A 14301-nucleotide genomic window follows, 5' to 3' on the forward strand; every position below is an offset into this window, starting at 1 on the left:
AGTACACCACCGACCCATTTAGGAACCAAGACTCGTGGCAAAGACAAAAGCGATCTCGACCGATGACGTGTTGCTGATGCTGTGCACCTCCGTGAAGAAGGTACTCTCGGTCGCCACCCAGACCCAGATCAACTATTCGCCCATGGTGCAGAAGATCACCCGGACCTGTCTGCGACCCGACATCGGTTGCTTCGTGCTGTTCGACGGCAGTTTCTCGGGCCTGGTCATCATCAACTTCTCGGCACCGTCGGCCATGGAGCTCTATCGCGCCTATATGATGAGCATGGGGATGCCGGAGTCCGAGCTGGCCACCCAGCATACGTCCGAAGAGGTCGGCAACATGCTCGGTGAGCTGATGAATCAGATCGTCGGGGATTTCACGGGCAACGTGGGCAGTGAGCTGCTGGTCTCGATCAATCAGAACCAGCCCAAGATGCTCACCATCAACAAGGAAGTGGTGGTCAGTATCGATACCAACCTGGATCGTGCCCAGGCGCGTCGCGTCTCTTTCTCGACCGCCAATCGCAACGTCTTCTACATGGAGCTGGCGATGGATCGCACCGAGTTCATCCAGCTCCATGATTTCGAGCGTGAGGAAATCGATCCCGACCGCATCGTCGATGAGGCCGGCCAGCGGGAGACACTGGCCAGCACGAGCAATCAGACGCTCGTCGATCAGAGCCTGCTCGACGAACTGGGGCTTTAGAAACCAGACTCGCCACGCGGCGGGGCGGCTCGCCGGGCGTGGCGAATGGAGGGGCGCTGGAGTTCAGTGTCCCGTCATCACCCGGGCGCGCGCGATGAGTTCGTCGATCTCGCGCTCGGCCGCCGCCCAGTCCTCGGCCTCGTGGCCGGGTGCGAAGCGGCGTTTCTCGGCCTTGTAGTAGGCCGCCTCACGGATCATGTCCTGTCGTTTCGCGGCGGAGACCGTCGCCAGTTCGTGCAGACTGCCCTGGTGATCCGAACGTTTGGGGGCGCTGGACTTGCCGCGCTTGGGCGGGGTCGCGACCGGTGTTGCCGCGGCGGCGGATACCTTCTTGCCCGTCGATTTCGACGAACTCTTCTTGGCCGGCGCGGACTCGGTCATGTCTGTGGGTGCGGCAGGAGGGCGGCTGGACTTGGGAGCCGGACTCTTGAGAGCCGTGGTCTTCTTGGTAACAGCCTTTTTTGCCGCCGTCTTCTTCGTCACGATCTTGTCGTCAGCCATGTCACTCGCTTGCCTCTCGATTCGGGGTGGCAATCGATAGGATACACAACAATCGGCGCTTCGCTGCGGTTTTTGTGTCGCCCGAGATTCATCGACCGCCGCGCCGGTATCCGGATCGAGAGTGAACGAGTCATTGGTCATGCGCGCGTGATGAATCCCGGCCCCCGGCTTTGCTATCCTTGGTTCCATCCCAAGCCGTCATCGGGGAGTTCTCATGGCAACCGTCCATCACGCGCTCGTGCTGAATCTCCACCAGCCGCCGGGCAATCTCCAGGAGCTGCTGGAACACCAGACCTGGGAGGCGCGTGAGATCCTGTTCGCTCTCGATCGCATCCCGCGCAGTCTCTGGGGGCGCGAGGAGCTGGCGCGCGTCCATCTGTCTCTGTCCGGCACCCTGCTGGAGACGCTGTCCGATCCGGTCTTCCAGGAACGGGTCTACGGCATCGTCGACTGCGGCTCGCTGCTGTGGCACTTCCAGAATCAGGCGCTGTTCGAGATCGTCGGTACCGGCTACTTCCATCCGGTGTTGCCGCTGATCCCGGAGGCCGACCGGCGCGAGCATCTGGCGCGCTGGCTCGACATCGCCCGCCATCTGTTGTGGCGTCCGCGATTCCAGGGCTTCTGGCCGCCCGAGATGGGGTTCTCGATGGAACTCATCCCGCTGCTGCGCGCCTTCGGCTATCGCTATGTCTTCGTCGACAGCGAACACGTCGAGCCGGTCACGGAGATGAGCTGGCAGGAGCTGCGCTACCGGCCGCACATCGCCCGGCATGGCGATGACGAGATCATCGTCGTGGTGCGCGACCGCGAACTCTCCGACGCCCAGGAGTCGGGGATGGATGTCGACTGGTTCCTCAACGAGGTCGCCGAGCGCACCAAGTGGTGTGATTTCACGCCGCTGGTCACGACCTGCACCGATGGTGAGAACGGCGGCTGGTTTCGCAACGTTACCGAGGGCGCGAACTTCTGGACGGCCTTCTATCTGCCGCTGTTGAATCGGGTCGCGGCGGGCGAGGCCGATGTCCGGCCGACCTTCGTCAGCGATTATCTCGATGAGCACGGCGCGCACGGCGAGGTGCGGGTACGCACCGGCGCCTGGAACACCGGCTGGCATCATGGGCGCGACTTCACCCAATGGATGGGGTCGGAGCGGCAACGTCAAGCCGTCGCCGACTTCGCCGAGGCCAGCCGCCTGATCCATGACGCGCGCTGGTTCGCGGGCGAGCGTGGTGTCACCGAGGGACCGGAGTCTAACGCGCTCGCCGAGTCGCTGTGGCATCTGCTGCGCGCTGAGACCAGTTGCCATCTCTACTGGGGCGAGTCCTGGGTGCCGCGCGCCGAGGCCGATCTGCACGCCGCGCGTCAGGCCCTGGAGCGTGCGGTGAGTCTGGCCCCGTCGCCGACCGCCCCGGAAGCCGAGACCGAACCGGACGCCAAGTTTGCGGCCATCGCGCCTGAATCCGTACCGACCCGGAGCACGTCACGCGACGCCGGGGCGGACGCTCGCGATGTCGTGCCGACAGATCGATCCCCGGATGTCGCCGCCGAGGCGACGTCCACTCGCGGCGATGTCAACCCATCCGCCACCCAACCCTGAAGGAGCCGACCGTGAATCCCATGCCCGAATACATCGGAGACGTGCCCAATCTGTCCGGACAGGAAGCGGACGTCGCGCAGGTCGTCGCGCGCGGACGCGAGCGTGAGCTGTTCGCCAAGCAGGGCGGGGTCGATTTCAGCGCCATCCGTGCCGCCACCGCCATCGCGCTGCATCAGCATCAGCCGCTGATCCCGGCCGGCGGTGCGGATCTGCGCACCGCCGCGCTCATCAGCAATCTCCAGTACATGATGGAGAACCAGCACATCGGCGACAATCACAACGCGCCGACCTTTGTTTGGTGCTACAAGCGCATCGGCGAGTTCGTGCCGCAGTTGATCGGCGAGGGCCACTCGCCGCGCTGCATGCTCGAATACTCGGGCACATTGCTGCACGGTCTGCGCAAGATGGGCGAGCATCACGTCATCGACGCGCTCAAGACCGTCACCTGCAACCCGGACTACAACTGGGCGGTCGAGTGGCTCGGGATGCCCTGGGGCCATGCGGTCGCGCCCTCCACGCCGGTGCAGGACTACCGGCTGCATGTTCGCGCCTTCCAGCATCACTTCGCCGCCATCTTCGGCTGGGAAGCGCTGGAGCGGGTGCGTGGTTTCTCGCCGTCCGAGATGGCGCTACCGAACCATCCAGACGTCGCCTACGCGTTCGTCAAGACCCTGGTCGACTGCGGCTATCAATGGGTGCTGGTTCAGGAACATACGGTGCACCGGGTCGGCACCGAGCAGCATCCCGAGCGCCCGCACATCCCGCACCGGCTGGTCTGCACCAACTCGCACGGCGAGACGGCGAGCATCATCGCCATCGTCAAGACCCAGGGGTCTGACACCAAGCTCGTGGCCCAGATGCAGCCCTGGTACGAGGCGCAGGGTCTGAACCGCGTCGATCTGGCCGGACACTCGATCCCGCCACTCGTGACCCAGATCGCCGATGGCGAGAACGGCGGGGTCATGATGAACGAGTTCCCGCCCAAGTTCATGGAGGTGGTGCGCGCGGCCAGTCACTCGGCCACGCCGTTGATGAATGCCAGCGAGTATCTGGAACATCTTTTTGCGTCCGGCGTCGAACTCAGCGACCTGCCCGAGGTCCAACCGCTTTTTCATGACCGCATCTGGTCGCGGATGCAGCCGGGCGACGGTCCCGAGAAGCTCGATCAGGTGATCGAGGAGCTCAAGCGCGAGGACGGACGCTTCCACATGGAGGGCGGGAGCTGGACCAGCGACCTGTCCTGGGTCAAGGGCTACGAGAACGTGCTCGGTCCCATGGAGGAAGCCAGTTCGTGCTTTAATGAAAACGTCTTGCGCCCCGGTGTCGCGACCGATCATCCGGCCTACCGCAACGCGCTCTTCCATCTGATGTCTTCACAGACCAGTTGCTACCGTTATTGGGGGCAGGGTCTCTGGACCGATTATGGACGCGAGATCTGCCGGCGCGCCATCGAGATCATCGAGCAGGATTTCGCTAAACGTTAACATCTCTTGGAGAATACGATGGATGTCAAAGCATCCTTGAAAAGTTTCGATATCGCCAAAAAACTCACCGATCCGTTCAGTCGGCTGATGAAGCTCTACAACCCCAAGGTCTGGCGCGAAAAGGGGCTCATGTGGACCGGCGGGCTGTTCGTCGTCACCTATCTGGTGGTGGTCGTGGTGCTGGGAATGCTCTGGTCGCGTTCACCCGAAACCTTCGACGTGCGCGCCAACGCGCTGGCGATGGTCAAGGGCGACGAGACGCGCCTGGTCACGGGTAGCTATACCACCGCGACCGCCATCCGCATCGGCGAGACCCTGCTGGGCAAGCCGGGCGGCTATCTGAGCAACGACAAGACCCCGCCAGGCGTCTATCTGGACAACATCCCGAACTGGGAATTCGGCGCCCTGACCGAGCTGCGAGATCTCACCAATTCGCTGCGCAACGAACTCAGTCGCGCTCAATCGCAGTCGATCGAGGATCGTGACCTTCAGATCGCTCAGCCGCAGTTCAATTACAATGCGGACTCCTGGATCCTGCCGTCCAGTGAGTCCGAATACCGCCAGGGTATCCAGGCGCTCGAACGCTATATGGAGCGTCTCTCCGGCCGTGAGGCCCAGTTCTTCGCGCGTGCCGACAATCTGCGCGTCTATTTGCAGGTCGTCGAGAAGCGGCTGGGCAATCTGGCTCAGCGTTTGTCCTATGCGGTCGGTCAGGATGACCTGGATACCGAGCTGGCCGGCGATCCCAGTGCACGGCGCGCGGATGGCGTCGCCAATCAGATGCACAATCAAACGCCCTGGTCGCAGATCGACGACGTTTTCTTCGAGGCGCGTGGCTACACCTGGGCGCTCATCCATACCCTTCAGGCCATGGAGATCGATTTCGAGAGCGTGCTCAAGACGCGCAACGCGCAGATCTCACTGGAGCAGATCATCCGCAAGCTGCAAAGCACACAGGATCCGGTCTGGAGTCCGCTGATCCTCAACGGCACAGGCTTTGGCCCCATGGCCAATCACTCGCTGGTGATGGCCTCCTACATCTCGCGTGCCAACGCCGCCATCATCGATCTGCGCCGCCTGCTGGAGCAGGGCTGATCCTCGCTTGATGAGTGGATCGCGTGGTTCGGCCCCGCGACCCATTCAGGGTCACGACACCGAGTCTTCCGCGCCTGTGTTCCAGGCGCGTGGACTCACCAAGATCTATGTCATGGGTGAGGTGCGGGTCGAGGCCCTGCGGGGCGTCGATCTCGATCTCTATCCGGGCGAACTGGTGGTGCTGCTCGGACCATCCGGCAGCGGCAAGTCGACGCTGCTCAATATCCTGGGCGGGCTGGATTCGCCGACCGGCGGTCAGGTCATCGCCGCCGGGCGCGATCTCACACAGGCCGGCGAGCGTGAATTGACCCGGTTTCGCCGGCAGGTCGTCGGCTTCGTCTTTCAGTTCTACAACCTGATCCCCAGTCTCACCGCGCGCGAGAACGTCGCCATCGTCACCGAGATCGCCGAGGATCCGATGACGCCCGAAGCGGCGCTCGATCTGGTGGGACTCGGCGCGCGTCTCGATCATTTCCCCGCTCAGCTCTCAGGCGGCGAGCAGCAGCGCGTGGCCATCGCGCGCGCCATCGCCAAGCGTCCGCGCGTGCTCCTGTGCGACGAGCCGACCGGGGCACTGGACTCGACCACGGGCGTGCGGGTGCTGGAGGTGCTGGAGCGGGTCAATCGTGAGCTGGGCACGACGACCGCCGTCATCACCCACAATGCCGCCATCGCGGCCATGGCTGATCGCGTGATCCTGATGGCCGATGGGCGGATTCAGTCGGTGCGCACCAATCCCGGGCGGGTCGCGCCGCGCGAGATCCACTGGTGAGCGCGCTCGACCGCAAGCTGTGGCGTGAACTCTGGAGCCTGCGCGGCCAGGTGCTCGCCATCGCGGTGGTGATTGCGGGCGGGGTGTCGACGCTGCTGATGTCGCTCGCGACGCTCGATTCACTGACCCTGACGCGCGACGCCTTCTATCGCGACTATCGCTTCGCCGAGATCTTCGTCTCGCTCAAGCGCGCACCCGAGTCGCTGCGCGAAACCATCGCCGCCATTCCGGGCGTGCAGCAGGTCGAGACGCGGGTGGTGGCGGCGGTCAATCTGGATATCCCGGACTTTGCCGATCCGGCCACCGGCGTGCTGGTCTCGCTGCCCGAACGCAACGGACTCAATCAGCTCCATCTGCTCGCCGGTCGGCTGCCCGAGCCGGAGCGCGACGACGAGACCGTCGTCAGCCAGGCGTTCGCCGCGGCCCATGGCTTTGGTCCGGGCGCGCATCTGTCGGCGATCATCGACGGGCGTCTCCAGCGGCTGACGATCGTCGGCATCGCCGTCTCGCCGGAGTACATCTATCAGATCAAGCCGGGCGATCTCTTTCCCGATTTTGCGCGCCACGGCGTGCTGTGGATGAACCGCGAACCGCTGGCGCGGGCCTATGACATGGATGGCGCCTTCAATGATCTGCTGCTGACACTCACCCGCGAAGGGCGTCCCAGGGACGTGATCGAGCGGCTGGACGACCTGCTCGAACCCTATGGCGGTCTGGGGGCGATCGAGCGTTCGGATCAGCTCTCGGATCGCTATCTCGATGCCGAACTGGAACAGCTCGCCGGCATGGCGCGGCTCATCCCCGGCGTCTTTCTCGGCGTAGCGGCCTTTCTGCTCAACGTGGTGCTGGGGCGTCTGATCGGCACCCAGCGCGACCAGATCGCCATCCTCAAGGCGTTCGGCTACAGCGCCTGGCAGATCGGCGGACACTATGTGCGCTGGGCGCTGGTGATCATCCTGCTCGGACTGGTCATCGGCCTGGGGGCCGGGCTCTGGTTCGGACTGGCGATGGCAGAGCTCTATCGCGGCTTCTTCTACTTTCCCTATCTGGAGTTCAGCCTGCGTCCGCAGGTGATCGCGGTGGCCGTGGCGGTGACGCTGGGCGCCGGACTCGCCGGCACGCTCGCGGCCGTGCGTCGTGCCGCGCGTCTGCCGCCGGCCGAGGCCATGCAGCCCGAGCCGCCGCCGCGCTATCGGCCCACGCTGGTCGAGCGGTTCGGACTCCAGCGTTTTCTGAGCCAGCCGACGCGCATGATCCTGCGCCACATCGAGCGCCGTCCGTTCAAGTCGCTGCTCTCGATCCTGGGGATCGGTCTGGCCTGCGGCATCCTGATGGTCGGGCGTTTCCAGGAAGGGGCGTTGGACTATCTGATCCAGGTGCAGTACGGGCTGGCGCAACGCGACGATCTGACCGTGACCTTCAGCGAGCCGACTTCGCGTCGGGTGGTGCTCGAACTGGGCGCGCGGCCCGGCGTCGACTGGGCCGAACCGACCCGCCAGGTCGCGGTGCGTCTGCGTCACGCCAATGCCAGTCAGTCGACGGCGATCCAGGGTCTGGAGCCGGACAGCCGCTTGCGGCGTATCCTCGACGATCGGCTCCAGGTGCAGCGACTGCCCGCCGAGGGGTTGGTTCTGAGCGATCAGCTTGCACGACGGCTCGGTGTTGGTGTGGGCGATCGGGTCGAGGTCGAGATCCTGGAAGGACGGCGCGAGCGGCATCGGGTCGTGGTCGCGGGGCTGGTGCGCGAGTTCACCGGACTCTCGGCCTATATGGATCTGGAAGCACTCAACCGGCTGCTCGGGGAGGGTGAAGCCGTGACCGGCGCGCTGCTTGCTGTCGAGCCGGGCGCGCGCGATCGGCTGGTGGCCGAATTGAAGGCGGCGCCACGGGTGGCGGGCGTGACCGACCGGCTCACCGCCATCCGGAGTTTCATGGATTCGATGACCGAGATCGTGCTGAGCTTTGCCTTCGTCAGCACACTGCTGGCCGGCAGCATCGCCTTCGGCGTGGTCTACAATGATGCGCGCATCACGCTCACCGAGCGCGCGCGCGAGCTGGCGACACTGCGGGTGCTGGGCTTCAGCCTCGGCGAGATCACGGCGATCCTGTTGGGCGAGCTGGCGCTCCTGACCGCCCTCGCCATCCCGGTCGGATTCGGCATCGGCTGGGGGCTGATCGCACTCATCGTGCGCGGTATCGAGTCCGAGCTCTATCGGATACCGCTGATCCTGGAGCCGAGTGTGTTCACCTTTGCGGCGAGCGTCATCCTGGTCGCCGCGCTTCTGTCGGGCCTCTTGGTGGCGCGCCGTCTGCGCCGACTGGATCTGGTCGCCGTGCTCAAGACTCGCGAATGAACGTCAAAGGTCTGCTCATCCGTCGTCGTGCTATCCAGATACTGGGTGCTCTGGCGTTGCTCGCGCTCCTGGCCTGGGGCTTTCGTCCCGTGCCGCGTCTGGTTGACGTCGAACCCGTCACGCGCGGTCCGCTGGCCGTCACCCTGGTGGCCGAGGGCCGCACGCGCGTCGTCGAGCGCTATCGGATCTCGGCGCCGGTCGATGGTCAGTTGCGGCGGCTGGAACTGGAGGTCGGCGATCCGGTTCGGGCGGGGCAGGTGATCGCCGTCCTCGATGCTCAGGTTTCGCCGGTGCTGGATCGGCGCAGTCAGGAACGCGCCCGCGCGCGGTTGGCGAGCGCCGAGTCTGATTTGGCCGCGACGCGCGCGGCAGTGACGGCGGCCGATGCGTCGGCGAACCTGGCGCGGATGGAACTGGAGCGCATCGAACGGTTGGCGGGGCAGGGGATGGTTTCGCGGACTCAGCTCGATCAGGCGCGCGCCGAGTCGCTTGGTCGCGATGCGGAACTGGAGGCTGCACGCTTTCGCGTCCAGAGCGCCGAGCGTGATCGGCTCGCTGCGCTCGCCGAGCTGGAACATGCCGGCGAGTCGGCATCGGGCGAGCAGGGGCGGCTGGAACTCCGGGCGCCGGTTGCTGGCGTCGTGCTCAAGCGCGAGTCCGAGAGTGCGCGGGTCGTTCATGCCGGTGATCCGATCTTGGAACTCGGCGATCCAGGCGCGCTGGAGATCGAGGTCGATGTGCTCTCAGCCGACGCCGTGCGATTGGCGGTCGGGATGCGGGTCCGGATCGAGCGCTGGGGCGAATCCAATCCCCTGGAGGCCAGGATCAAGCGCATCGAGCCGGTCGCCTTCACCAAGATCTCGGCACTCGGCGTCGAAGAGCAACGGGTCTGGGTCATCGCCGAACGGCTTGCGCCCCAGGCTGACTGGTCGCGGCTGGGAGACGGCTATCGAGTCAACGCCCGTTTCGTGCTCTGGGAGGCCGAAGACGTGCTCCAGGCGCCGACCAGCAGTCTGTTTCGGCACGGTGAGGGCTGGGCGCTGTTTCGAGCGGTCGACGGACGCGCCCGTCTCACCCCGGTCGAGATCGGACGGCGCGGTGCACTCCAGACCGAGTTGAGACGCGGCGTCGAGGTCGGTGCATCCGTGATCGTCCATCCCGATCGCGAGCTGGCCGACGGAGCGCGCATCACGCCACGCCAGTGACGGCCGTCGACCAACATCACCAACCGCCATTCACGGCCTGCCGGCAAAGCGCCTCCCATTCCGGCTCGCCGATGTCGAGCATATTCTCAGCCTGATCGCGGTACTCCAGCATCTCGGCCGTCTCATCGGTGCCGTTGGCCAGCGCAACGAGATAATGCGCCAGTTGACCGAGCGCGATCAGGCGCGGGATGCGCCGATCCTCGGCTTCCAGATGGCGTGTGCCGTGATGATGCAGGATCGCCAGCGCGATGAACTCGGGCAGCTTCCAGTTGTTCGCCAGCAGGAACCCGACCACCGCGTGATCCGTACCGAGCGTGGTGCGCTCGTGGGTCAGCAGCTCGCTGGGCGTGCTGTCGGCGCGGAAACTCCACTCAGCGATGTAGTTGTCGGTGACATTGGCGAAGATGAGACTGCCGACATCATGCATGATGCCGAACAGATAGGCCTCGTCCTCACCGATGTCCGGCGTCAGACGCGCCACGGCGGTGACGATCCGCGCCGTCCCCAGGATCGACTCCCAGAGTACGCGCACCGGCCCCTGATTGACCGCCAGTAGCCGGCTGATCGCCTCGGCCGTCACCAGATTGGTCAGACGCGCCAGCCCCAGGAGCCCGGCGGCCTGATGGACGCTGGCCACCTGCGCCGGCAGATTGAACGCCGGCGAGTTGACGACGCGCAACACCTGCCCCGTCAGCACCGGATCCAGTGCGATGAGGTCCGAGGCCACCTTGAGATCCGGCTCGGGGCGTGTCAGCTCGCGACGCAGGGCCATCACCACGTCAGGGATCTGGGGTACGGGTGCGCGGCGCACCAGGTTCAGCGCGGCCTCGAACACCGGCTTGGACGGATAGAGCGAGCGATTCGAGGTCTGGCGTTGGGCAAGGGCTTGAGCGGTCATGGCGACTCAGCGCGCTCCGTGGGGCAAGTGAGATCGATTTATACTGGATAGCGTTTTCTCGCGCCCAAACCAAGCGCGGTTTTGTGACCTCGTTCTCGATTCGATCGCCCTCAGCACGGGGGCGTGTCACCGATGGCTGTCACCTCAGGGCGAGTGCGTCTGTGCCGACTCGGACTGGAGGCGTTCCACGAGCTCGAGTGCTTCCTCGAACTCGAATCCGAGCAGGTGGCGCTCGACACGCTCGAACGACTCACCGAGACCCGACTGCAACAGGGACCGCTCGCTGCGCAGGAGCGCGATGGCCTGCGTGTCGTTCTCGCGCAGCCGGGCGATGAGTGTTGCGATCAGACGTTCCTGCTGTTCCAGATGATCGGGGGAGGCGGACGGAATCGGCGCCGTTTCGGTCTTGGGCGCTGTGTGCAGCGCTGCCAGCGCCTGGGTCAGGGGCGCGAAAGCCGTCGCGATCCGGTCGATCGCCGTGCGGATCGACTCGGCCTGGAGATCGGGATCGGCCTTGAGCATGGCATCCAGCCGGGTGGCCGCCTCGGCGATCTCGCTCGCGCCCAGCGTGGCCGAGACGCCCTTGAGGGCATGCGCCAGTTCGCGCACGCTCGTCTTGCTCCCGGATTCCAGTGCCTCGCTCATCTTGCGCGTGTCATCGCGATGGCTGTCGGCGAAGCGTTCCAGCAGCGCGAGATATTTCGTCTGGTTGCCATTCATGACCGCCAGCCCCTGTGTCGGATTCAGACCCGGCAGCGTGCTCAGTCGCGCGATGGCGGCCTCGGTGTCGGGTTCAGTCGGCGCCTGGGTCGCGCTGGCCGGGCCGGAGGCCGGAACCCGCCCGGACTCGGTCTTGGGCAGCCAGCGCAGCAGCGTCTCGAACAGATCGCGCGGTGAGACCGGCTTGGGCACGAAGTCGTTCATGCCGGCCTCCAGACAGTGCCGGCGGTCCTCCTGGAAGGCATTGGCGGTCATGGCCAGGATCGGTTTGTCGCGCCAGCCCGACAGTGCGCGGATGAGGCGGGTCGCTTCCAGTCCATCCATGACCGGCATCTGCACGTCCATCAGGATCAGCGCGTGCCGGCCCGTCATGGCCAGCTCGACGGCTTCGCGCCCGTTCTCGGCGGTATCGACCTGTAGCCCGACGGCCTGTAGCAGATCCAGCGCAACCTCGCGGTTGACGGCATTGTCCTCGGCCAGGATCAGGCGGGCGCCGGCATGGTGCGCGCGCAGTCGCTGTTCGGCCAGTGCATGGGCTTCGGACACGTCGTTCGAATCACCCTGTCCGCGTCCGAGCCGCACCTGGAGCCAGAAGGTGCTGCCCACGCCCGGCGTGCTCTCGGCGCCGGTCTCGCCGCCCATGAGTTGGGCCAGCTGCATGTTGATGGCCAGCCCCAGTCCGGTGCCTCCATAGCGGCGCGTGGTCGAGCTGTCGGCCTGCGAGAAGGCCCGGAACAGGCTCGCGAGCTGCTCGGGTGCGATGCCGATCCCCGTGTCCGCGACCTCGAAGCGTACCAGGACGCCGCTGTCGTCCTCGGCGACGGGCCGGGCACGCAGCACGACCGAGCCGCGCTCGGTGAACTTGACCGCGTTGCTGGCATAGTTGAGCAGAATCTGACGCAGACGTGTGACATCGCCATGCAGCCAGCGCGGCAGGCCGGTGCTCTCGATGCTCAGTGTCAGTCCCTTGGACTGGGCTGCATCGGCCACCAGCGAGCGCACCTGATCGAGCAGGGATTCGAGGGCGAAGTCGGCATCTTCCAGTTGCAGCCGTCCGGACTCGATCCGGGAGAGATCCAGGATGTCGTTGAGGATGGCGAGCAGATGGCGCGTGGCGCTCTCGATCTTGCCCAGACGTTCGTTCTGCGTCGCCGTCGCTCCATCGCGGCGCAGCAGATGCGTCAGTCCCAGGATGGCATTCATGGGGGTGCGGATCTCGTGGCTCATGTTGGCCAGGAAGGCGCTCTTGGCGCGCGTGGCGCTCTCGGCCAGTTCGGCGCGGTGTGCCAGCTCGACTTCCAACTGGCGCAGTTCCAGGGTACGGGCCGCGACGAGCTCCTCTAGATGGGCGCGTTGCTGGAGCTGCTGGCGCTGGCGCAACAGGTAGAGTCCGGTGACGCTCATGAAGATGGCCAGGAGCCCGGCGAGCGTGATCCAGATGGAGCGCTGGACGAACCCGGCGAGGATCTCGCGGCGATCCATCTTGGCGAGCAGAAACCATGAGGTTCCGGGGATGGGGACGACGATTCCCATGACCGGCTGCCGGCGATCGTCGAGGCCGGTGACGATCGCGCCGGGTTCGGCGGCCGCCGCCCACATCCAGTGCGCCGGTGAGCCGGGGTCGTCGAATGACTGATGATGGGAGACAGACTCAGATCGCAGAGACGCGACCTGCCCCAGAACCAGGAGCCGATCACCATCACGCCAGAAGAGCAGGGTCTCGACCGTCTGTCCGATCTCCGGGCCGGCCATGGCCTTTTCGTTCAGCCAGTATTCGGGGTCGCCATGCAGGACGACCACGGGGGCTGGCCGGGCCTCGGTGAGCGGGACGAGGAAGTCGAGCCGTGGAGTGTCGCGCAGACCCAGATAGGGATCGGCGCGATGGAGCTGACCATCCGAGCTGGCCGTTGCGGCCGCGCTTCGTACTCTGGAGGCCAGCCTGGGCGGCGCCTCGTGACTGGACCAGAGCGTCCGACCCTGCGGATCGAGCAGGGTGATGGCGCCGAAGGTGTGTGAACCGATGAATTGTTGCAGCCGCTCCTGGAGCTGCCGGCCGGATTCGGCATCGCCCCGGTGCCAGTCCTCGTAGAGCCGGGCCAGAAAGGGGCTGGTGTGAATGAAACGGGCGTCCTTCTCGCGCTCCCAGAGCCAATTCTCGATCTGATTCTGCTTGAGTATGGCCATGGCCCGCAGGCGTTCGGCCTGATCGGAGCGCTCATGGTGGTGATTGTGGACGATGCCCCCCGCCGTCAGAACCGCCAGCGCACCGGCGAGCACGAGGAACGGCCACCACTGGAAGCGCACCATGGCCGTGCCGTTCGGTTTGGCTCCGGGGGCGACGCTCAGGTCATTGGGCGACCGCAGCAGCGCATGGAGCAGCGCGGCGGTGACGGCCACGAAGAGGATTCCCTTGAGCGCGCTGGCCAGGGCGAGCTGGGCGGCATCCTGGAGCAGATGCTCCAAAAGCAGATCCGACACCAGAACCCAGAGACTGGCGAACACGGCATAGAGCAGCACGGAACCCAGGGTGCGGCGGTTGGACGGTGGCGGATTGACTGAGGGCTGGGTTCCTTGGGTATCGACCATGATCTCGGGCTGCCAGGTTGGACGGGCGCGAAGCTCGCCGGGTGGGCGGATCTCCTGGGTCTCGTCGAAGCGGCGGACTCTGGTGTGAGGCGCTGAGATTGCCCGCCAACTCGATGAAAAACTGTGACGAATGCCTCAAAAGGATAGCAATCCTTGGTTCGGCTGGTGCAATATCCCCCATATATCAAAGTTCCAACGCGCGGGCACAGCGCCCCCGCGCCAATGAATCCCGAATCAATGCATGGCGGTCAACTACCCCCGCCTGAAGGCGGGGGCTTGTGAGGGGACTCGCAAGCCGGGTTGACCAGGGATAGCGGTGAACATCCGCTGCGTTTGCAACAGGTCGTTGAGACCCACTCCGGGATGCTTCCTCAGTCCCGGAC

Annotated in this window: 10 protein-coding genes; 7 read left to right on the forward strand and 3 right to left on the reverse strand. The window is 65.4% G+C overall.

Going from position 1 to position 14301, the window contains the following annotated elements:
• The first annotated feature begins 34 nt into the window (after window positions 1-34).
• Window positions 35-706 (forward strand): DUF3334 family protein, encoded by a 672-nt coding sequence (locus ALVIN_RS05180; RefSeq protein ID WP_012970260.1) that lies wholly within the window; start codon window positions 35-37, stop codon window positions 704-706.
• A 63-nt stretch (window positions 707-769) separates the two neighbouring features.
• Here the strand turns inward: ALVIN_RS05180 and ALVIN_RS17530 are convergent, their stop codons facing one another.
• Window positions 770-1207 (reverse strand): DUF2934 domain-containing protein, encoded by a 438-nt coding sequence (locus ALVIN_RS17530; RefSeq protein WP_012970261.1) that lies wholly within the window; start codon window positions 1205-1207, stop codon window positions 770-772.
• A 214-nt stretch (window positions 1208-1421) separates the two neighbouring features.
• On the opposite strand from ALVIN_RS17530, the gene ALVIN_RS05190 reads away from it, so the two are divergent.
• From ALVIN_RS05190 to ALVIN_RS05215, 6 genes are all read left to right on the forward strand, one after another.
• Window positions 1422-2804, forward strand: coding sequence for a polysaccharide deacetylase family protein (locus tag ALVIN_RS05190; RefSeq protein ID WP_012970262.1), 1383 nt, complete (start codon window positions 1422-1424; stop codon window positions 2802-2804).
• 11 nt (window positions 2805-2815) lie between these two features.
• Window positions 2816-4288, forward strand: coding sequence for a polysaccharide deacetylase family protein (locus ALVIN_RS05195; protein ID WP_012970263.1), 1473 nt, complete (start codon window positions 2816-2818; stop codon window positions 4286-4288).
• Between the two features lie 18 nt (window positions 4289-4306).
• Window positions 4307-5383 carry a DUF2333 family protein gene (locus ALVIN_RS05200; protein WP_012970264.1) on the forward strand — a complete coding sequence of 359 codons (1077 nt, stop codon included), beginning with the start codon at window positions 4307-4309 and terminating at the stop codon, window positions 5381-5383.
• A gap of 112 nt (window positions 5384-5495) precedes the next feature.
• Window positions 5496-6155 carry an ABC transporter ATP-binding protein gene (locus ALVIN_RS05205; protein ID WP_223295289.1) on the forward strand — a complete coding sequence of 220 codons (660 nt, stop codon included), beginning with the start codon at window positions 5496-5498 and terminating at the stop codon, window positions 6153-6155.
• Window positions 6152-8509 (forward strand): ABC transporter permease, encoded by a 2358-nt coding sequence (locus tag ALVIN_RS05210; RefSeq protein WP_012970266.1) that lies wholly within the window; start codon window positions 6152-6154, stop codon window positions 8507-8509. Before ALVIN_RS05205 ends, ALVIN_RS05210 begins: the two co-directional genes overlap by 4 nt.
• Window positions 8506-9714, forward strand: a complete 1209-nt coding sequence (locus ALVIN_RS05215) for an efflux RND transporter periplasmic adaptor subunit (RefSeq protein ID WP_012970267.1) — start codon at window positions 8506-8508, stop codon at window positions 9712-9714. The genes ALVIN_RS05210 and ALVIN_RS05215 overlap by 4 nt, the downstream gene beginning before the upstream one ends.
• Window positions 9715-9730: 16 nt before the next feature.
• Here ALVIN_RS05215 and ALVIN_RS05220 read toward each other — a convergent pair whose 3' ends face one another.
• Both ALVIN_RS05220 and ALVIN_RS16550 read right to left on the reverse strand, forming a co-directional pair.
• Window positions 9731-10612 carry an HDOD domain-containing protein gene (locus ALVIN_RS05220; RefSeq protein ID WP_012970268.1) on the reverse strand — a complete coding sequence of 294 codons (882 nt, stop codon included), beginning with the start codon at window positions 10610-10612 and terminating at the stop codon, window positions 9731-9733.
• Between the two features lie 144 nt (window positions 10613-10756).
• On the reverse strand, window positions 10757-13918 hold the full coding sequence (locus ALVIN_RS16550) for a hybrid sensor histidine kinase/response regulator (protein WP_012970269.1): 3162 nt from the start codon (window positions 13916-13918) through the stop codon (window positions 10757-10759).
• Window positions 13919-14301 lie beyond the last annotated feature (383 nt).

Origin of the sequence: Allochromatium vinosum DSM 180 (assembly GCF_000025485.1) — a bacterium.
In the GTDB taxonomy this organism is placed as follows: domain Bacteria; phylum Pseudomonadota; class Gammaproteobacteria; order Chromatiales; family Chromatiaceae; genus Thermochromatium; species Thermochromatium vinosum.

What these genes read in the sequence shown, in the direction of transcription:
- ALVIN_RS05205 (WP_223295289.1), top strand. Translation starts at nt 5,496, where the DNA reads ATGGGTGAGGTGCGGGTCGAGGCCCTGCGGGGCGTCGATCTCGATCTC.
- ALVIN_RS05190 (WP_012970262.1), top strand. Translation starts at nt 1,422, where the DNA reads ATGGCAACCGTCCATCACGCGCTCGTGCTGAATCTCCACCAGCCGCCG.
- ALVIN_RS05215 (WP_012970267.1), top strand. Translation starts at nt 8,506, where the DNA reads ATGAACGTCAAAGGTCTGCTCATCCGTCGTCGTGCTATCCAGATACTG.
- ALVIN_RS16550 (WP_012970269.1), bottom strand. Translation starts at nt 13,918, where the DNA reads ATGGTCGATACCCAAGGAACCCAGCCCTCAGTCAATCCGCCACCGTCC.
- ALVIN_RS05220 (WP_012970268.1), bottom strand. Translation starts at nt 10,612, where the DNA reads ATGACCGCTCAAGCCCTTGCCCAACGCCAGACCTCGAATCGCTCGCTC.
- ALVIN_RS17530 (WP_012970261.1), bottom strand. Translation starts at nt 1,207, where the DNA reads ATGGCTGACGACAAGATCGTGACGAAGAAGACGGCGGCAAAAAAGGCT.
- ALVIN_RS05200 (WP_012970264.1), top strand. Translation starts at nt 4,307, where the DNA reads ATGGATGTCAAAGCATCCTTGAAAAGTTTCGATATCGCCAAAAAACTC.